The 18,597-nt window shown below is 55.0% G+C and carries 15 protein-coding genes; 8 read left to right on the top strand and 7 right to left on the bottom strand.

Annotated elements, in window-relative coordinates; all coding sequences use genetic code 11:
• The first annotated feature begins 2 nt into the window (after positions 1 to 2).
• The 4 genes from P3T16_RS26870 (at position 3) to P3T16_RS26855 (ending at position 5,034) form a co-directional block, all read left to right on the top strand.
• Positions 3 to 1,160 carry an iron-containing alcohol dehydrogenase gene (locus P3T16_RS26870; protein ID WP_429344587.1) on the top strand — a complete coding sequence of 386 codons (1,158 nt, stop codon included), beginning with the start codon at positions 3 to 5 and terminating at the stop codon, positions 1,158 to 1,160.
• Between the two features lie 1,048 nt (positions 1,161 to 2,208).
• On the top strand, positions 2,209 to 2,406 hold the full coding sequence (locus P3T16_RS26865) for a DUF3311 domain-containing protein (RefSeq protein ID WP_429344586.1): 198 nt from the start codon (positions 2,209 to 2,211) through the stop codon (positions 2,404 to 2,406).
• Complete coding sequence (gene mctP, locus P3T16_RS26860) at positions 2,403 to 3,899, top strand: monocarboxylate uptake permease MctP (RefSeq protein WP_429344585.1); 1,497 nt, start codon at positions 2,403 to 2,405, stop codon at positions 3,897 to 3,899. The genes P3T16_RS26865 and mctP overlap by 4 nt, the downstream gene beginning before the upstream one ends.
• Before the next feature lie 796 nt (positions 3,900 to 4,695).
• The gene (locus tag P3T16_RS26855; RefSeq protein ID WP_429344584.1) at positions 4,696 to 5,034 is read left to right on the top strand and encodes a hypothetical protein; all 339 of its coding nucleotides are present in this window, start codon (positions 4,696 to 4,698) and stop codon (positions 5,032 to 5,034) included.
• Here P3T16_RS26855 and P3T16_RS26850 read toward each other — a convergent pair.
• From P3T16_RS26850 to P3T16_RS26840, 3 genes are all read right to left on the bottom strand, one after another.
• Positions 4,988 to 5,287: a hypothetical protein gene (locus tag P3T16_RS26850; RefSeq protein WP_429344583.1), complete on the bottom strand. Its 300-nt coding sequence runs from the start codon at positions 5,285 to 5,287 to the stop codon at positions 4,988 to 4,990. The two genes, P3T16_RS26855 and P3T16_RS26850, sit on opposite strands and share 47 nt — an antisense overlap.
• A gap of 11 nt (positions 5,288 to 5,298) precedes the next feature.
• Positions 5,299 to 7,032, bottom strand: a complete 1,734-nt coding sequence (locus P3T16_RS26845; protein ID WP_429344633.1) for a methyl-accepting chemotaxis protein — start codon at positions 7,030 to 7,032, stop codon at positions 5,299 to 5,301.
• Between the two features lie 1,886 nt (positions 7,033 to 8,918).
• Positions 8,919 to 9,605 (bottom strand): haloacid dehalogenase type II, encoded by a 687-nt coding sequence (locus P3T16_RS26840; RefSeq protein WP_429344582.1) that lies wholly within the window; start codon positions 9,603 to 9,605, stop codon positions 8,919 to 8,921.
• A 419-nt stretch (positions 9,606 to 10,024) separates the two neighbouring features.
• Between P3T16_RS26840 and P3T16_RS26835 the strand changes: the two genes are divergently transcribed.
• Complete coding sequence (locus P3T16_RS26835) at positions 10,025 to 10,612, top strand: hypothetical protein (RefSeq protein WP_429344581.1); 588 nt, start codon at positions 10,025 to 10,027, stop codon at positions 10,610 to 10,612.
• Between the two features lie 317 nt (positions 10,613 to 10,929).
• Here the strand turns inward: P3T16_RS26835 and P3T16_RS26830 are convergent, their stop codons facing one another.
• On the bottom strand, positions 10,930 to 11,103 hold the full coding sequence (locus P3T16_RS26830; RefSeq protein ID WP_429344580.1) for a hypothetical protein: 174 nt from the start codon (positions 11,101 to 11,103) through the stop codon (positions 10,930 to 10,932).
• Between the two features lie 347 nt (positions 11,104 to 11,450).
• On the opposite strand from P3T16_RS26830, the gene P3T16_RS26825 reads away from it, so the two are divergent.
• Positions 11,451 to 12,098: a DNA-3-methyladenine glycosylase I gene (locus P3T16_RS26825; protein ID WP_429344579.1), complete on the top strand. Its 648-nt coding sequence runs from the start codon at positions 11,451 to 11,453 to the stop codon at positions 12,096 to 12,098.
• 656 nt (positions 12,099 to 12,754) lie between these two features.
• Positions 12,755 to 13,438 carry a gamma-glutamylcyclotransferase gene (locus tag P3T16_RS26820; RefSeq protein WP_429344578.1) on the top strand — a complete coding sequence of 228 codons (684 nt, stop codon included), beginning with the start codon at positions 12,755 to 12,757 and terminating at the stop codon, positions 13,436 to 13,438.
• Positions 13,439 to 13,807: 369 nt separating this feature from the next.
• Here P3T16_RS26820 and P3T16_RS26815 read toward each other — a convergent pair whose 3' ends face one another.
• The 3 genes from P3T16_RS26815 to P3T16_RS26805 form a co-directional block, all read right to left on the bottom strand.
• A complete protein-coding gene (locus P3T16_RS26815) occupies positions 13,808 to 15,130 on the bottom strand; it encodes a TIGR00366 family protein (protein WP_429344577.1) in 1,323 nt (440 codons plus the stop codon).
• 14 nt (positions 15,131 to 15,144) lie between these two features.
• Positions 15,145 to 15,393, bottom strand: coding sequence for a hypothetical protein (locus P3T16_RS26810; protein WP_429344576.1), 249 nt, complete (start codon positions 15,391 to 15,393; stop codon positions 15,145 to 15,147).
• A 1,098-nt stretch (positions 15,394 to 16,491) separates the two neighbouring features.
• Complete coding sequence (locus tag P3T16_RS26805) at positions 16,492 to 17,628, bottom strand: PA0069 family radical SAM protein (RefSeq protein WP_429344575.1); 1,137 nt, start codon at positions 17,626 to 17,628, stop codon at positions 16,492 to 16,494.
• Positions 17,629 to 18,084: 456 nt separating this feature from the next.
• On the opposite strand from P3T16_RS26805, the gene P3T16_RS26800 reads away from it, so the two are divergent.
• A complete protein-coding gene (locus P3T16_RS26800; protein WP_429344574.1) occupies positions 18,085 to 18,561 on the top strand; it encodes a hypothetical protein in 477 nt (158 codons plus the stop codon).
• Positions 18,562 to 18,597 lie beyond the last annotated feature (36 nt).

Genomic DNA, 18,597 nt, shown 5'->3' with positions numbered 1-18,597 from the left:
CTATGAATCCATTTCGCTTTCAGACTGTCCCAACGCTGGTCGTCGAAACGGGGGCCGCACGCCGCCTCGGCACAATTCTCCGCGAACACTTTCCTACGGAAAAGCGTCTGTGCATAGTTACCGACAGTTTTCTGCACAAAAGCGGCCTGCTTAATCCTGCGCTCGAAGATCTCGCTGGCCACGAATGGGACGTGACTGTCATCGATGACGTCGTCGCAGACCCACCCGAGCACATCGTGCTGGAAGCAGCTACAAGGGCACGCAAGGCTAATGCTGAGGTGGTGCTCGGGCTGGGCGGCGGCTCATCGATGGATGTCGCGAAGCTGCTTGCGGTCCTGCTTCCGGGGACGCAATCTCTGCAGGAAATGTATGGCATCAAGAAGATCAGCGGACAACGTCTGCCTCTGGTTCAAATGCCCACCACTGCCGGAACAGGGTCCGAAGTCACGGCGATATCGATCGTCACGACGGGCGAGACAACAAAGATGGGCGTCGTAGCACCGCAACTATTCGCTGATCTGGCCATTCTTGATGCTGATTTGACACTTGGCTTGCCATCGGCTGCTACGGCGGCGACGGGCATTGACGCGATGGTGCATTCTATTGAAGCATACACGTCGGCGCATCTTAAAAATCCCATTTCAGACATGCTTGCCGTCAAGGCGCTAGAGTTGCTTTCAAAAAACTTGCTTCTTGCCTGTGAAAACGGAAACGATCGAAAGGCACGTGAAGCAATGCTTGTCGGCGCCATGTTTGCTGGCCAATCGTTCTCAAACTCGCCAGTCGCCGCTGTGCACGCGCTGGCCTATCCGATCGGCGGGATTTTCCATGTACCTCACGGACTGTCCAATGCATTGGTCTTACCGCACGTTTTGCGCTTCAACGCACCGATCGCAGCAGGCCTATATGCAGAACTGGCTGCCGTCATCGTTCCTGACGCAACGGGCAGCGATGAAGCTAAAACCGTATCGCTGATTAATAAAATCGATGAAATGATTACTGCCACCGGTATCCCACGTACGCTGCGCGAGGTGGGCGTGCAGAAGAGCGATCTTGAACGTATGGCCAGCGACGCAATGCTGCAAACTCGCCTTTTGATGAACAATCCGCGTCCTGTGAATGAATCTGACGCTTTCGCGATCTACAGTGCTGCGTTCTGACACACTATGCTCGTTCTAACGTGCACTGACCTATGCGCATCAATCGTCTGTGCACCCAGTAGCCGCAATTGGGAGCTCCAGCAACAGCGTGCACATTTTCGAACTAGTCTGGATGTACATTCCGCTGCACAGATGGGCGACACGTCATGATTCACTTAGCGCACACGAAAGCGCTACGCCCATGCTGGCGCGCAACGTGCGGCGCTGAGCGGATGCCCATCCAATTGTCGTCGCCTCGGCCACCACGGGCCACTACTACGCCCAACTGGTCCGTCGCATCACCAAGCGATGAGGGGCGCGGTCGGTATCTGCACAAGGATGCCGACCGTAGAATTCATTTCTAAACGTGATGCAGTTTTTCGTCAAAAAGAAAAACCATCATCATTCGCTGGCGTTAAAAGGTTCTGGTGTTTTGCTGGCGACCTGAACCTGGGAGACAAAAGCAGTATCTGCCCGCACTCTTCTACTGCACAGATTGCCAGCGCATCGCCCTCTTGTACCGAGCCGACGCTTTGCCGTCGTTCGCGACCAGGTAATGAATTGTTGCAAAAATGCAACTTTAGTCGTCATCTAAATTCGGGCGCTGGTCCAATACGATCGCGAAGTATTTGCCGACAATGACCGACCAGACGCATGCCGGAGTTGGCAAGAAAACGGCCTGACTCATCGACCATCAGGCAATGTCACTGCCTGTATCCGGCGGACTGAGATCGGATGGGTTCGTGCCGAATGCCATAGAACCAGTCACCTACCTTCGATTGGTGGTAACTTTTTATCTGGATAACATGCACAATCCTAAATCTCAAGACATTGGTGGGTAAGCAGAGGGAATCTGCCTGGCATTGCTTGCACGCGCCATCGCGCGTTGCACAGTTAGACCGCCTGTTCGCTGAGCAACAAGTAAATTTTCGCGCCAAGCCAAGCGCTAAACGCAGTCCGAGTAGTACATAGCACGCCTGCCGACTCGATAAGCAGACCATGTGACGAAGCAACTCCGGCCCGCCACTTAATAACAACTCAAGCACTTCATCTCGACAAAGGAGACATCATGGATTTCAGGCAACCAGCCAGCAGCCCCCTGCTATGGATAATCTTACTCATCCCTTACGTTGCGCTGTTGTGGCTGCCGTTCTACAACGACACGCACCCGTCCCTTATGGGCTTCCCATTTTTCTACTGGTATCAGTTCCTGTGGGTTCCGTTGACCTCATTGCTGATCTACATCGTGTACCGAGGCATCAAATGAACGAACTGGCCCCTGTGAACCCTGTAGCGATGAACGTTTTTATCGCATTCTTCGTTCTCGTCACCGTGATCGGCTTCTTCGCCGCGCGCTGGAAGCGAGGTGACCTGACGCAATTACATGAGTGGGGCCTCGGCGGCCGCCAGTTCGGCACCGTCATTTCGTGGTTCCTCGTGGGCGGCGATTTCTATACCGCCTACACCGTGATCGCGGTGCCCGCACTGGTGTATTCGGTTGGAGCGTACGGTTTTTTCGCTTTGCCGTACACCATCATTGTGTATCCGTTTGTGTTCGCTGTGATGCCCAAGCTGTGGATCGTGGCGAAAGAGAAGAATCACATCACCGCCGCCGACTATGTGCAGGGTGAGTACGGCGGCAAGTGGTTCCCCGCCGCCGTCGCGCTAACCGGCATTGTCGCGACCATGCCGTACATCGCATTGCAACTGGTTGGAATGCAGGCAGTAATCAAAGGTCTGGGCGTGAGCGGCGAGACTCCTCTGATCGTCGCTTTCGTGATTCTTGCGGTGTACACGTACGCGAGCGGCCTGCGCGCACCAGCGATGATAGCGTTCGTGAAGGACATCATGATCTACATCGTCGTGATTGCAGCTATATGGCTGATTCCAGCCAAGCTCGGCGGCTATGCGCATGTATTCGACACGGCTGACACGTACTTCAAGGCCAAGGGTGGCGCGACAGGCATCATCCTGAAGCCCTCGCAATTCACCGCTTATGCCTCGCTTGCCCTAGGTTCGGCACTTGCCGCCTTTATGTATCCGCATACGATGACGGCAGTGCTGTCTTCATCGTCCGCGAGCACAGTTCGCAAGAATGCAATTTTCCTGCCGGCGTACACACTGCTGCTGGGTCTGATTGCGCTGCTTGGTTATATGGCAATCGCGGCGGGCGTGCATGTGAAGTCAGCATCAGATATCGTGCCGGCGTTGTTCAATACCCTGTTTCCGTCATGGTTCGTCGGCTTTGCTGCAGCGGCGATCGCGATCAGTGCGCTAGTGCCGGCGGCGATCATGTCCATAGGCGCCGCCAATCTTTTCACGCGCAATCTCTGGAGACCGCTCGTCTCACCTGACATGGGATCGGCGCAGGAAGCATCGACGGCAAAGATTGTTTCGCTGGTCGTGAAATTCGGCGCGCTGCTCTTTATTGTATTTCTGCCGACGCAGTATGCGATTGATCTGCAGTTGCTAGGTGGGGTCTGGATTCTGCAGATTTTTCCTGCCATCGTCTTCTCGCTCTACACGCGCCGCCTTAGCACACCCGGCCTGTTTCTTGGCTGGCTGGCAGGGATTGTTCTGGGAACAGGTCTCGCGATTTCACAGGGGCTAAAGCCTGTGTATCCGCTCCATGCCGGCGGTGAAACATGGCCGCTGTACATAGGTCTGATCGCACTCTCAATCAACATTGTCATCTCCTTCGTGGCATCTTTCGTTCTGCCGCACGGGAGATTCGTGAGTACGCGACAAATTGCCGAGTGAACGCCCAATCGGTGGCATTCGGGGCGCTCCGCGCGAGGGCGAACAATTCGCACGCGAGCGCTCCAACTTCGGCTGGTCATTGTAAAGGACCATGCCGCAGAGTTTGATATAAGAAAATTAGCCTCGCGGCGGTGCGAAACAATCGCTTGGACGCCTTCGAGCGATCCGTTTCGGCAAGACCGGTTATTTGGCTGTACCAGACAAATATGTGAACATCTTCATGCACCGTTCGTGTCAAAGCTTGAGCACCCGAACGCGGTCAACATCGCTGCCCCACCCCGGCGTACATAGGCGGGCGGCCGGTGCGTGGACGGCGCAAACTGGTGGCCACGGCTTGGTTCGGTACGTCTGGCCCAATCCGGGCCCCGAAGAGGATGTGCCGAAGCTTGCTTGAGTTGCCAGCCATAAGCCCTGAGGGTTTGCAGCAGTAAACATTGAGTCCGCGCAAGCCTGATCATCGCGTTTAGAAATGGGTTCTACACCCGGTATCTTCAGGGAGATATCGGATACGACTTCCTTCCGTCAATTGGCGAGACGGCGACGGAACTGGGCGTAGCGATAGGCACGCTGCGGCGCTCGCATCGACAGGGACGACTGGCGCTAGCAGGACCGTTGGCGAGCACCGACGTTACCAGCAGGACGCGCGAAATTCGAATCGGGGTGCTTCCCTCGACGCGCCTCCGGCTGTATCCGATGAGCTGCAACTGACCGAAGAACTGGTCGAAATACTGATGGGCTTCCCGTCACAGCTGTACGAGGCGCTCAGTCGCAGGAATCTGCGGACGCTGCCGGCCTAATGCAGTCGACGCTGCAAACACGTCTGCGGCTGTCCGACGTCGATTCACAGCTGCCGAATCGGATTGCGGGGCTGTACGGCACGATGAAACACAAGCTTTATGCGCGGGTCGCGGCTGACGGCGGCAAGGCGAATTCGCACAAGACTGAGTTCTACCGGCAGTACGACATCTCCGCGCGCACGTTCAGCGCGTTGGCCCTCGGGCGACAGGGCCTCATCGATGGCACGCGCGAACTGATTCATGAAGAACACCGGAGTCTCGCAAAAGCGATTCATCATCCCGGTGCGCAACTCAGCGCCCGACGCGTCCAGATTGCCCCTCCAGATCTGCAGCGATAGTGTTGGTCAACGATAAAAGCTCAGAATGGAATTCCTGGGGAAGCGCAGTGTCATCCATCAACGCCATGACATCTTCAATACCTCGTTTAAACGCCTGACCGATCACGCTGCACTGGGTAGTGGTAAGGTGCGGCGTCGCCACCTCCAAGAATTTTCCCAATACCAGCGCACGCGCACCCAACGATGACGATACCCGCTTGCTGTGGGCCGCAAGGTTGTTCACCGACTCTACCAACCCATCAATGTCCTGCATTTTACGCCCCCTCAAAATGACTGCCATTCACCAGCCGACTCAGCGCTCACATTAGCGACGCCCTGTCGGGAATTTCCCTCTGCTGCTAGACGTGCGGACGGGGTAACCTCTCGCGCGACAGGCGGACGTGAGATCGCTTTCACAGGGATAGACCTGCGCGGATCGGGAGGTACGGGTCGGGCTGGCTGATCAAATGTCCGACTGTCTCCCAGCTTGAACTGGCCGACGGAGCCATTGAGAGCGCCAGCCTGCGTCTCCAGTGATTGCGCAGCGGCAGCTGCCTGTTCAACAAGCGCCGCATTCTGTTGTGTAACTTCATCCATCTGGCTAACTGCCCGATTTATCTGCTCGATCCCAGCACTCTGCTCTTCTGAGGCTGCAGCAATTTCGCCGACGATATCGGATACCTGCTTGATAGCGTGTTTGACCTTCCCCATGGTCACTCCCACTTCCGTGGCCTGCTGCGCGCCCCCGTGCACCGTAGCTGCAGATGCCTCAATCAACCCTTTGATTTCCTTCGCAGCAGTTGATGACCTCTGCGCAAGGCTACGCACTTCGCTCGCCACAACCGCGAAACCACGCCCTTGCTCGCCAGCACGCGCGGCTTCCACTGCCGCATTCAACGCAAGTATGTTGGTCTGGAACGCGATCCCTTCAATGACGCCTGTATTTTCGGATATCTTGTCAGAGCTCTCAGTGATCCTGCGAATGGTATCGACCATCGCGGTCACTGACGCGTCACCCGAATCTGCGAGTTCCGTCGCGTTGCCGGCGAGCATATTTGCCTGCCGGGCATTATCGGTATTCTGTTTAACGGTCTCGGTCAACTGAGTCATACTTGAGGCGGTTTCCTCCAGCGAGGCCGCCTGCTCTTCCGTCCGGGCAGAAAGGTCTGTATTGCCGCTCGCGATCTCTTTTGACGCTACTGCAACTGCGTCAGCCGATAGGCGAACGGATTCGAGAACGCTCCTGATCCGGCTCTGGAGTTCATTGAATGCGCTGGCGGTCTGTCCCACCTCGTCCATTCTCTCAACAGGGGCTTGACAGGTGAGATCAAGATTAGCCTGTGCAGTTGTCAGAGCCCGCCGTATACCGCTCAGGCTTCGGCCAATCGTTCGTTGCAGGACTAGGCCCATCCCGCCACTGAACAGCGTCGCGCAGCATATCGCCTCGATCAGAACCCATAGAGACTGCGAATATGCCGAGGTGTTTTCAGCACGCAATTTCTCGCCTGACTGAAAGCTGTGTTTGATGTGTGCCGTCAACGCCTGCTGGAGCGCCAGTGTGGTGACGCGTAGAGGCGCTCCGTCCTCCTGCAGGGCATAGGCAGCAGCCATTTCATTATTTTTTACCAGATCGAGAAATTGCTGCTGGCTTTTGAGAAACGGCGCGACGGCTGCCTTATCTTTCTCCAGCAAGTTCCTGTCATCGTCATCTGTGACATCTTCCCGGCCATATTTGTCCAACGACGAGTTCATACCGTCGACGGCACTTGTCAGCTGCACGCCAATTTTTGCGCGGAGACCCGGATCGGTCTGGGTCGCGTACCGAAACACAAGAATGCGGGACTGGTAAAGCGAAGCGACGGCGTCTGATAGGGTGTCTACATTACGCGCAACGTTATTCTGAAAGCTTTCGAATCGTTGCTGAGACCGGCTGAGTTGCCAGATTCCGAAAGCTCCGACGAGGAGCATCGAAATCAAGGCGAAGGCCAGCGTAAGCACCAAGCGCCGAGAAATTGTCATGTTCATAGGTATCAAGTAGTGGTTATCTGCGAGTGTTCTTCTGCAGACTTGCATCCGGTAGTGAGGGAACGAAATTTGCTGACTAGGTGTCCTCGGCGAGCTCGCTCTGCGCAAGGAACCGATCTTGACTTTCCTCATCAAGTTTGCTCAGCACATCGGACGTCCTCTCGTTAATCAGACGCTCGATCATTTCAGTGATCGTGCAGCCGAAATAACAAGCAAGGCGTTCCAGATTTCGTTTCGTTGAGATGCACACCAAGCAACTTATGCGCTCATGCTTCCCCCCCAGTCCGAGACGTCGCTTGCGATATCGTCTCTGCCGCTCAGAATTTGAAAGTGCCATGGATGATTCTTGTATTGTCAACTGTCTGTTTTTGAAAGACGGTCAATCTATTTGTCTGCAGACACTTCATTAACGGCGCACTTTTGTAATCGCTTAATCTCATTCGACCGTTACGCAGTAACAAGACCAGCTCAAATTTCCAGATTCCGGGAGCCTGTACGGAGACGATTGGCTTTCGGAGCCCGGTCTCAACCTCGCCCTGCTCGACCGTTGCCTCCAAATCGCGGTTGTCGTCTCGGCTGAAGCTTGCATCATTTGTTTAGTAGAGCTTCTCGATCGATTCCATCAGTCAATTTTTCATTCGCTGCATCGCCCTCTCGATCCCTCCTCTTGTCTCAGCATTCTACGAATCGCGGTCAGCGCTAAGATGATCAAATGAAGCAAAAACTGCTGCCCTTGAATCGGCGATGAACACAAGCTGTAGGGGGCCGGTTTTCCGTTGGTGCAACGATGCTTCGCAAGTAAAGGGGCTGCCAATTCAACATGGCGCCGCTGCCTGAGAATTTTCTGGATTGAAGCAGGCAACCACCACATCCGCCGCTCCTTCGTCGACCATCGTGCGCATCGTTTCACGGCACAGCGGGAAGTAGGCATGCTGGCGAACGATGCGATGCAGGCGTGCTGCATCCCCTGGCTCATCCACTGATAATCTGCACCGTCGCTGGCGAACTGATTGCGCCGCGCGCGAATCCCATGCCTCGTGACCGCGATTCCAGTCCAGTCGTCCCAGCGTGCCCGGTCGGGCAATTCCTATGTCGGAGATGAGGCCTGGTAACTCACTGGTCACTGCATCCGGCGGTTGAGGAGTTGCCACCCACAAGACAAAAGGCTGTCTTGTGCAGTCTCCCGGAGCGTTGGGCGACGAACACCGTTCACGTGGCTGGATCTCGTCCGAGAGAACGCAGTCCAATATCGCAATGAGCAGCCGTCGTCGGCAAGATGACCCTGTCACTGTGGACAACTATGGCCTTGCTGACGGTGAACCAGGCGCCGGCAACGTCTGCGAAGACATGCGCAGCCGGTTGTATGGCAATGTCTGTGAAATCGAGGCCGAAGCAGGAGCCTCGCCCCAGCGACACTATGAGCTCTGTTGGTGCAGACACAGGACTGAAGGACTTTGCTGCACTTGACGACCAACACACAGTTGGCATGCGGCGCCACCACAGGTAGCTCGGAAGAACTGGCGAAGGCACTGCGTGCAAGGATGGCGAAGACAGTGGTCGACGCTAGCTCGGGCTTGCTCCGGACCTTGTTGCAGTTCAAGAGCGTTGTGCCGACCTAAGGCCTGGAGATGTCGAGGAGGCGCATTCACCTAATATCTGCTATTGCTGCAAGAGGCGCACCGGCTGGAAAACCGGGGCGAGGCTGAAATGTGAGAGTGGGCGTACGCACACCTTCATTGCGGTATCGACTCGGTATAGGGCAACCAGGCGCTCGAACGTTGCTGCCCGGCAAAAGGAGCCCGACTCTCTCCATGTGCGGTACCGCGATCACAGGCGGTGGCGAGGATGCCGTCAACAGCATCTGGATAGCCGCACGTGACCTAGATACTGTTGCTGCGAAGCAAAAGCGCAGGCAGTTCACTGAGAGACTGAAGCTGATCACATGACGGTGCAAATTCATACTCCAGAGGAGCACCTTGACGATTGATACGCACAGCATTGAATCCGAAAGAAGCAGCGCCACCTACATCCCATGCATTGGATGATATGAAACAAATCTCGTCAGGACGAACCTGAAACCTGTCGCACGCCAGTTGATAAACTTTCGGATCGGGCTTGTAGATTTTCAAGCTGTCAACTGATAGGCAGGCATCAAGGAGTATCGAGAGGTTGCTTGCTTTCAGCGCTGCATCGAGCATGCTGGCCGTTCCATTTGACAGTATGGCAGTCTGGAGATCCATCGCTTTCAAAGCACGCAGTGTCTCCGCAGCATCTGGGTACGCGCTCAACTCCCGGTATGCATTCATCAAGCGGCCCTTCAAACCTTCGACCCGCTCCAGTTTGTAAGTTTTAAGAGCAAAATCCAGCGAGTGCCCTGTGATTTCCCAGAAATCGGTGTACCTGCACATCAATGTACGGGTCCATGAGTACTCAAGCTGTCTTTGACGCCACAATGCAGACAATGGCTCCGAGCATTCGCCGAGCTCCTCTGCGTTTCGCATGACTGCTGAGTGCACGTCAAATAGCGTACCGTACGCGTCAAAGATACAGATCTTCACTGATTTCACCGTCGTCTCCTTTCGCTTGTTGAGCAGATATGACATCAGCGAAGCCCAACAGTCAAGGTCGCCGCTTCATAGAAAAAAAACAATCCTTCATAACTTCCGAACCACCGCTCCCGCAGTATCATTCCAGTTCACCGCGATATGCAGCGTAACCGCCTGCAAATATGAAGCGCCAGCGCATCTACGCTGGAATCGATCGTATGTCGTTGCGAAGTGACCGATTGACATCTGACTTTATCCTGTGCGCCGTCTTTCCCTACACACAATCTTGGCGGACAGCCAGATGCGCAATGAACCGCACCACGACCAGATTTCAACGATGTATGGACTGAGATCTGTCGCTGAAGCAATGCCTCCTCAGTCGTAAGATACTGCACATACACGTCACGCCCGCGATCTATTTTTTAGCCTTCGAGCTTGCAATGACGAACAAATCTTCGATGTCAAACAGGTTTAACAGCCACGATCGCGTCGGCCAGTACTCGATGGCGACGTTAACGCACCATATTTTCGAAGAACTTGAAGGCAGATATGGCCCCCCCGAACGGCACTGGACCCTGCTGAATGTCGAGGTTGACCCTAGAGGACCTTGCATTCAGTTCTTGGATGGAAGCGTCCCGGAGGCGACAATACTATTGTCATTGCGCACGGAAGATTCGTTTTCCCGGACACTCTATGAGCTTGCTTACGGATGTGTTCATCTGCTCTCTCGTACAAAGCCAGATAGACGCTCAGTGCTACAGGAAGGAGCGGCGGTGGTATTTGCAGACGATTACGTGGCTGAGTTTGGCCTGCACGCACAGATTGCGTCTGCCCCTGGACAGGAGGCGGCGCGATGTGTCTGCGAGCTTCTGGCTGCACATCAAGGCGCGATTTATGAGTTGAGGAAGGTTGAACCCGCGTTTGAGCGGATGTCATTTGAGACTTTTCAGTGCGCGGGCCTGAGCGAGGTACCGATTTCGCTACAGACAGTTCTCTTGCAACCGCTTTCTAGTTATGGCGAGATTTAGATGATGACAATTCCGTGAGTAGAGAGATCAGCGTGATGGTTCTCGCGGAAGAACGCATATTGAATGATGCCCACACACAGTTCCATTCTAGGGAGCCGGAGATTTCCCCGTTGCGTCGTCGGAGCTCTAATCGACATCGCACCATGTTGGGTAGTCGACTCACGCTCGCCAAGGCTCACTGACCTTGGTCCGTGAGCCTTGGGCCTGCCATAAAAAGCGACGCCCTGGACCGATTCACTCGACTGCTCTGGAATCACAAATCTACGAACAGTACGTTCCGTGGGCGTCGGTTTTCAGGTGTCCCCTGTAAAACAGGATCATTCGTAATGCGGAGCGGCGACAGCAACCGCATGCATGTGCGAAATGTATTTGGCCTGAGCGGATGCCGCCCAGGCAGCACAAACATCTTTGGCGGTTTTTTCGTCAGAAGACGTCACTACGTCCAGCAATGCGCCGTGAGGGTTGCTCTCGCGAATGTTCCAAACTTTCATCTTATCTCCCCGTCGAGTGAAAAAATACTGTCTCGCATCCGAGAAATCGCCTCTTCCTGGCTGCTGCAAAGCAGCCCAGTAGCGCCAGATTGCTGGGCATAATCCTCTCGTTTTCCCTCGGGCATGAGTCGAATCGGATGCTCCCTAAATATATCAAGTATAGATGCAGTATTCAAAAATGGCGCGTAGATTCGTTCACGGCACATCCGGACTTCCGCGAGCGTGAGACAGGCACACTTTGATAGAATTCTCAGGTCGCAATCATCCTGACCCACGTCGCCATCGCTCACGCAGCGGAACCCGTTGTCAATTCTTCAGGCAACCTTTCAGGCTACCCACCCTCACTTATGAGCAACCTAGCTATCCCGGCAAACCCTGACGGCCCAATTGTCGGATCAGATGGCCTCGCGCGACCCGCGTGGGCCACTGAAGGCATGCTACAGACGTACTACGACACTGAATGGGGAATGCCCGTCCACGACGAGCGCGGGATGTTTGAGAGGCTCTCTCTTGAAGTATTTCAGAGCGGCCTCTCATGGGCAACGATCCTAAGAAAACGTGAAGCGTTCCGAGTCGCATTTGATGGCTTCGACCCCGATATCGTGGCCGGATACACCGATGCGGACGTTCAGAGGCTGAAGTTGAACAGCGAGATAATTCGCAATGGCGCGAAAATCTCTGCAACGATCAGTAACGCGGCAGCAGCCCTTCGCCTACGCGAAGACGGCGGCCTTGCCAAGTTCATCTGGTCGTTCAAACCGGCTACGACACTAGCGCCGCAAAACTTTAGTGATATTCCTACATCATCGAAGGAATCTACTGAGCTGAGCGCGGCACTTCGCGCCCGGGGATTCAAATTTGTTGGACCGACGAACATGTTCGCTCTCATGGAGGCCATAGGCATCGTTGACACTCACCTTGTTGGAAGCCATAGACGCGGAAGCTCCGGCATCTGGATCGTTGAAAAACCGAAACAGGCGCGCAGCAAGAAATAGCGTTCTGAGGGGTTCGCGCCCTAATCCGACGGCTCCACGTATGCGTTATCGAGCGGACACAGGACGTCGTGAACACAGAAACGGTTTGATTGCCCCTCGCCCTCAGCCTATGGACGCAGCGCTGGGCGAGTGAAGAACGGGAATTTCTTCTGCAAGACGGCGTCGTCATCGCCACGATGATGATGCGCGAGAGCTGTTTCTCCTCATGGGCACACTCTTGATTCGCCTCAAAAAATTAGCGGAAGCTGGCTTCGCTGCTCACTATTCTCCTTACCCCTGTCGTTTGTTTTACTCTGCGTCTGCAACGAGGTTTGGACGGCGCCGATCCCGATTGCCGCTTGAGCTGGCATCAGCCAGGTAGATATCAAATGCGCCGGCGACACATGGCGCTACGACTGTTCGCTAATAGTTGCTAGCGAAGCTGCTTTTGTGTGTGCAATCGACGCCTGCTATGTCCCGGAAATATAGCGACTGCACTCGGTCTGGCCGATGACGCTAATCCGCGCACGCCGGACGTTTTCTGAACTCTGAGCGTGATCGGCAACTCGTTTCAAACGCGATGTTCAAGTCTGAACACTGTCCACGTGCACGACTGCGAACCCTAGTTACCAATTTGCGATATCCTCAACGTCAATGACAGCAACAGGAACTGAGTGATGTCGGAGTCGAAAGTGCTATCTAGAAAATCGATTCTGTCGGGGGCATACCTTGAGGCTTTCGCGGGCGTTCCCGAAGACATCTTGTGGTCTCTCGAGAAAATTGATGCGTCGCTTGGTTTGGCCATGAAATCACGCCCGGCTAAAGGTGAAGTCTGGCTTTTCGGATACGGGTCATTAATCTGGAATCCTCTTTTTGAATACGACTCCAGGGAAAGGGCAACCCTCCATGGATGGCACCGAAGCTTTTGCCTACGTACGATCGGAGGTCGAGGAACCGCCGAGGCTCCAGGGAGAATGTTGTCGCTTGAGCCCGGGGGATTCACGGTCGGGGTTGCCCTACGTCTGCCAAAAGAAAGCATTGACGATGAACTCCGGATGATCTGGATCCGAGAAATGGTGACTGGCGCGTACAGCCCGACCTGGGCAGACGTCACTCTTGTCGATGAGCGTAAAATCAAGGCACTCGTCTTCGTAGCAGATCCCTCTCACCCGTATCACGAGTCCAATTCGGACGTCTCGCACATCGCTCCTCTCATTTCCGCTGCCTCGGGTCCCATCGGAACCAACGTAGACTACGTGCGAAAATTGCAGTCTTCTTTGCTGAACTGCAACATGCCAGATCCGTATGTCAACGCGCTAGCAGCCGAACTAGACCGCCTTTCTGCCGCCAAGAACGCCTGACCGTCTGTTCGTGCTGCTGACTCTCTCCCAGCATATTGACGATCGCAGGGATCTTCATGCCATGGTGGCATCGAACGCGATGGCGACGTGTCACATAAGGACAATTTGGAACCTGTTCCGTCAGATTTCGAGCAAAGGCATACCTGACGACGTGGCGATTGGACAAATTCCAGCCAGTCTTTAAGGCATTGAAGACAGGAAACGCAGCCGTTGCGCGGACCTGTTTTTCAGCCTCGGCGATACGTCCGGCCTCGAAGAGATTCGACACGATGTTAGAGATGGCGGATAGCACTACGCTTCGACTAACTGCATGCACATGTACTGACTGCATGGCGGCCAGCCTCTCGCGAGACAAGCCGCCGGATTTTCCTAGAATAGGTACATGCCTGCGACGAAAACTACCCCGGAGAACAGCAGCGCTGTGACGCAGTAGCCCATGATGTCGCGAACACCCAAACCCGCGATAGCCAGTGCAGGCAGCGCCCAGAACGGCTGCGCCATATTTGTCCACGCCTCTCCATAAGCAATCGCCATAGCTGACTTGCCGAGATCTGCACCAAGCGCCTGCGCTGCCGGCATAACGAACGGCCCCTGAACGACCCAATGTCCACCGCCCGACGGTACCGCGAAGTTTATAAGTGCTGAGCTCAGGAACGCCAGAAGCGGAAATGTGTGCACGTTCGCGATGTCGACAAACCACTTCGTAATAACGCCGGCCAGACCAGAGTGGTCCATAAGCGCCTGAATGCCGGCGTAGAACGGGAACTGAATCATGATAGCGGAGGCACCTTTCGCTGCTCCGGCAACAGCACGAGCGTAGGCCATCGGCGTCTTGTGAAGAACTATACCGGCCGCAAGGAATACGAGGTTGACTGTATCGATGTCGAGGACAAAGCCCTTTTTTATAAATCGGATGACCAGGAACACCGCGCAGAGCGCCGCCACCAGCAGCGCCAACACGCGGCTTTCCTCCATCCGTTCAGCCAGCGTCGCATCAGGCGGAAGCTTGCGCTCAACGCTCGGAGGATCCAGCAAAAGCGCTGGATCAATTGTGATAACGTCCTCAGGTTTCGGCATCATGAGTCTCGCCAGAATCGGCAAAAGAACGATGAGACCGATAGTTATAAAAGCGTTGTAGCCCGTAAATATGGTATGCGACACCGGGATCAGACCGACTGTCTTCTCCATAGGATTGCCCTTGGTTGCCGCCACGAGCGGAACCGATCCAGACAGGCCACCATGCCACGTCAAAAATCCCATGTAGGCGCTTGCGACGAGGAGGCGATAGTCTGTCCCCGGAACACGTCGCGCGACCTCTCGAGCGAGCATCGCGCCGAGGACCAGGCCAAACCCCCAGTTGATGGCGCAAGCGACGCCGCCAACAAACGCCACGAGCATCACCCCTTGGCCAGGTGTACGCGCAGAGCTCGCCAGTGCAACCAACATCCGCTTCACTGGGCCTGAGCTCGCCAGTGCGTGACCGGTTACGAGAATCATCGCCATCTGCATGGAGAAGGCAAGCAGGTTCCAGAACCCAGAGCCCCATAGCATCACGAGGTCGGAGGGAGCACTTGGCGTCAGACCAAGCGCGAGCGCGAAGGTCACAACGGTCAAAAGGATGGCAAAAATCAGGGGGTCCGGCAAAACCCGGTGCACCACCTGGGTAAAAAAAGCGGAAATTCGCTGAGTCAACTGTCTACTCCTCGTCACTCATATGGATTCGGTCTGCTGTCGTTGTTATCGGTGTTGAGCCGCGCGCGCAGATTTTTGCACACAACAAGAAATTCCGCCGCGCCGGCCACCAGGTCTGCTCCTTCTTCATCAGGCGACATCGACAATGTGCGCGAGCGTTCGGGCGCATTGCCAGTGAGGAAGCAAAGCGGCCGCAGCGCGCCTCTGCCCGTCGTCAAGCGACCGAGGTATGTGCGAACTGGTTTCGAGAAATGTTGCGGCATAAGGTATAACAGCCTCGACTTGGTTCTTTCCTGGCCTGGGCAGCCTCCGACTTCTGCTAAATCTACTGACTAACGAAGTCAGGAAGGCACCATGTTCGCGTCAAGTACGGGACCCGGTTGAAAAATACATGCGAGATGGCGAGCAGACGTTCCGCTGTAGTGAGATCGGCGCGGCTTCAGCACATCAGACCGAATCTCCTACTCGGTCCCAAGATCACCCTTGCCGTCTGTTAGCAGCCGCGCGTCCTACATCACAGACGTTACGCAGTAACAAATTTATCTATCTCTATTGACGCGTGAAGTCGCGTTCAACGATATTTTCTCCATGCCCCAATTTGAAGTCCAACGGCACATCAGCGGCAGCCATATGCTCGCTCCCTGCCGATGGAAAATCCACGACTCGAAGGAACACCTAATGCAGGCGACGAAGCGCATTCCGTTTATTCCATACTCGAATCGGAAGCTGCTGGCGGGAGATTTTTGGGCAATTATGCTCGAGGACGATACCTTTGCGGCGGGATGTGTGTTGCGCGATCCATCTCGGACATGCCGCATGCAATTTTTCGGTGGTCTATTGGAGTGGCATGGTGCGACACCCCCGACGGCCAGGGCCCTCGTTGACTGCTCCCCATTGATGATTGGCTCCTTTCATATCCGCGTCATCGCAAAGTCCGGCGGTATCATCGGCCACAATGGGTCGTTGGCTAGCAATGCGCAGCGATTTCCCCCAAGCGATGCAAGCGACACAACCAGACTGCTTACCGGCCGCCGCCGTTCCCGCTCATCGTCACATGCGCCCAACGCACTGTGGCTCCAGGCACATGAGGTTTTCCTCGGCTATCGTCCCGACCAATTGGTAGGTCCCCGCTAGGCGGGCACCCTTTCCCATTCAAACACTTCGACCGGCGCCGTGGCGAAGAATTTCCTGAGTAAGTCAAAAAATCGCTCAGTGCGACAATCGTGTGATGACAACTCTGATTGCCTTGCGGGAAAACGTTTCGTTCCAGCGGCCCTTCTCTCTGCCTGTCAGACCATGATTGCCACGTGCGACCGGCAGGAAAGGAAATCCTTGGCGCTACCTGCCGGCGATCTGCCCGGTCAAAACAGGCTGAGTTGCGACACGTCTTGCGGCACCGAACGTTGTGCTTCGACCTGCTGAAAGCGCGACATATCCAGAGCCCCGTGATACCGCATCTCTAGCCCCAGCCGCCGCGCGGCGTTGGCGAAGCGCTGCTTAAGGAGATCTGCCCACAAACCCTCCCCTTTTAGCCGCGCGCCAAACGATGAATCGTAATCTTTGCCACCACGCATATCGCGTACGCGATTCATCACGCGCTCCACACGATCTGGAAAATGCGTGGCCAGCCAATCCTTGAACAATGGAGCGACTTCCCACGGCAAGCGCAAAACAATGTAGCTCGCATTCTTCGCACCTGCTTCCGCGCAGGCCTCAAGAACACGCTCCAGGTCTGGCTCGGTGATAAATGGTATTACCGGCGCTATGCTTACGCCGACCGGTATGCCCGCTTCACTCAATGTGCGAATCGTTCGTAGGCGCCTTGCTGGAGTGGCTGCGCGTGGTTCGAGCGTGCGCGCGATATCGGCATCGAGCGTAGTGATTGTGATTGCGGCCATCATCTGACCACGCTCGGCCATCGGCGCCAACAGGTCAATGTCACGCTCGATCAGTGAACTTTTTGTGATCGCCGCGAAAGGCTGGTTGTATTCACTCATAACCTGAATTACCCGCCGCGTCAGCCGCAGATCGCGCTCGACTGGTTGCCACGCATCCGTGTTGACGCCCAGTGCAATTGGTTGTGGGACATATGACTTCTTCGCCATTTCGCGCGCGAGCAGCTCGGGGGCGTTAATTTTTGCGTAGATGCGACTTTCAAAATCCAAGCCTGGAGACAGCCCCAGATAACTATGCGTTGCACGCGCAAAGCAATATATGCAGCCATGCTCACATCCGCGATAGGGGTTCAGCGACACTTTAAACGCAATATCCGGCGACCGATTGTGCGTCAAGATGCTTTTCGCCTGTTCCTCGAACACCTGCGTTCGTAGCGCAGGCCGTCCGCTCTCTTCTTCGGACGAGGAGGTCCAGCCGTCGTCGACCGCTTCCCGCTGGTCGACCTCATAACGGCCCTGCATGTTGGATACTGCGCCCCGTCCTTTGTGACGGGCAGGCGGAGCGATTGGATACTCGGGAATATTTGTGCCGAATTTGGTCATAGGGCGTTGCAAAAGTACGGTGCTCCAGTACACAACAGACAATGCTCAATACTGTACAAATTCACATATGTTGGACAGTAGCATAGTCCCCATAGCAAAAGCTACTCGGCCGCAGGCCGAGGTTCTACAAAACGGAATTTTGTTCGTTGAATTATGTTTATAATCCTATAATCTAGACGATCAGACTGTTACCTAGGATGTAAGCGCATCGCCATTTGGGAATACGCGTATGGCGAAATATGTGCTTAACGCAAGCCGGGGTGCGTTGCACCTCATGCTGCAGCACAAGGGCGACCGTGCCTGAGCGCAACTGAAATGCTTGTCCAACTACTGGCGCCATCGTATTCTTCGTTTACAGCACAATTCAATTATTTGCGTCTCGACGAATAGTTCGGCAATTTATTCGCTTCAGGCAGATCAATCGAGATGGCTCGCAACCAAGACATGTGAAGACCCATGCCATATGAAAATATCGACGCATTGATCCAGCATCATGTCTCGATCTTATCTTTGACTGAGCAAGTTGCGCGATTAGCTGCTCAAAATCTATTCAATGCAGTTGAGGCGCGACTATTTCCTGAAGGCGTTCCGGCAACATCACCTGGGACCATCTACCTGATGGATCTACGGAACGACTCGTGGGTAGAGGTGAATTCAACGCAAGATTTGGCGACAATTCGAAGCAAAAAACTGCTCTTCGCTATCGGTGTGCGTTTCTTCGATGCGACGCACGAAATCGCGGACGTAATCCTCCCCGTGACACTAACGCCGCGCGGTGAAGACGCAGATGTCGTCCTGGGATCGCAACAGATTTCAACTTTCTCTACTGGAGGTAACTATTCGCGCGTTGCCGATCTTGCTGAAACCTTGATCGCCGAAGCTGCGTCAAGCTGGGACTATGATCGTCGTGGCGAAGAAACGATCTACGCTTGACGATGTCGAAGTCCCGATGACTGGCTCTGACACGCC

Source organism: Paraburkholderia sp. GAS42 (assembly GCF_050436565.1).
Taxonomy (GTDB): domain Bacteria; phylum Pseudomonadota; class Gammaproteobacteria; order Burkholderiales; family Burkholderiaceae; genus Paraburkholderia.
The sequence above is the reverse complement of the archived record's forward strand: the minus strand, read 5'-3'. Positions and strand labels throughout refer to the sequence as shown.